At 49.3% G+C, this 889-nt stretch carries 1 protein-coding gene and 1 pseudogene; both read right to left on the reverse strand.

All coding sequences use genetic code 11. From position 1 onward, the window contains the following. On the reverse strand, nucleotides 1-392 hold a 392-nt coding region (locus R8N49_RS25785; protein ID WP_318190291.1), incomplete at its 3' end, for an ECF-type sigma factor. A gap of 2 nt (nucleotides 393-394) precedes the next feature. Further along, a pseudogene (locus R8N49_RS25790) lies at nucleotides 395-889 on the reverse strand (chromosome partitioning protein ParA); the annotation flags it as partial.

Consider the following 889-nt stretch of genomic DNA (forward strand, 5'->3'; position numbering starts at 1 on the left):
TCCATGATGATCAACTGCTCAAAGCGGTCTTCTTCGTCCTTCATCAATGTGATGTGTTGGCGTTTTTGCGCTTGGTGTGAGCGAGCGTTGTCGATCAATATTTGGCGCATGACTTTAGCGGCCATTAAGAAAAAATCACGCTTGGTGGCGATTTCACTCATGTCGCAGTTTGACATCTTTAGGTAAGCATCATGAATCAATGCGGTGGTGCTGTTGACGCTGTCTGCCAATACCATGTTGTCGGTGCCGTATTTTTCGGCGTTGCGCTCACGTTCTTGTTGGGCGATTTTACGCAGTTGCAAATAGGCGAATTGGTACAGCTCGCTTTCGGCTTGTTTATTACCAGACTGCCACTGCTGAATAATGTGGGTTAGGGCTGAAGTCGTTGCCATGGTTATACCTCTTCACTCACTTTGACAAATTCAGAAATCGTATGCGTTTCAATATGATCAGAACCATCTCGGTTACGACTAACGTTCTGTTGGTAGCGATACAAAATGCCTTGCTCCCAGTTGGCTCCCGCCGGTAAGTATTCCCAAGTGGTGTAGTTGATTTCTGCCGGAGTGGTTGACCAGCGCACCATGATGTTCATTTGCGCCAAATTGGCTTTCGGTTCGTCATTGTTTACCCACCACATATCGGCAAACTCGCGGGTGACATCTTGGGTGTATAGGCTTGCATCGGTTGGGCAGGTCTCGGCGCTGCGTGGCAATCGCATCACTTGTTGGGGGCGCATTAACAGACACGATTGTGTCATGGATTGCTGATGGTATTGGGTTTGCTGCCACACGCCGAGGTAGTCGATGTCGTGTTCGCTGGTGTTAGGGTAGGAAACCCACAGCATTTCAGTGCGGTTGCTGTGTTGGATGTGTTTGTTGCGCCCGAGACC

Source organism: Vibrio sp. 1978 (assembly GCF_033344345.1).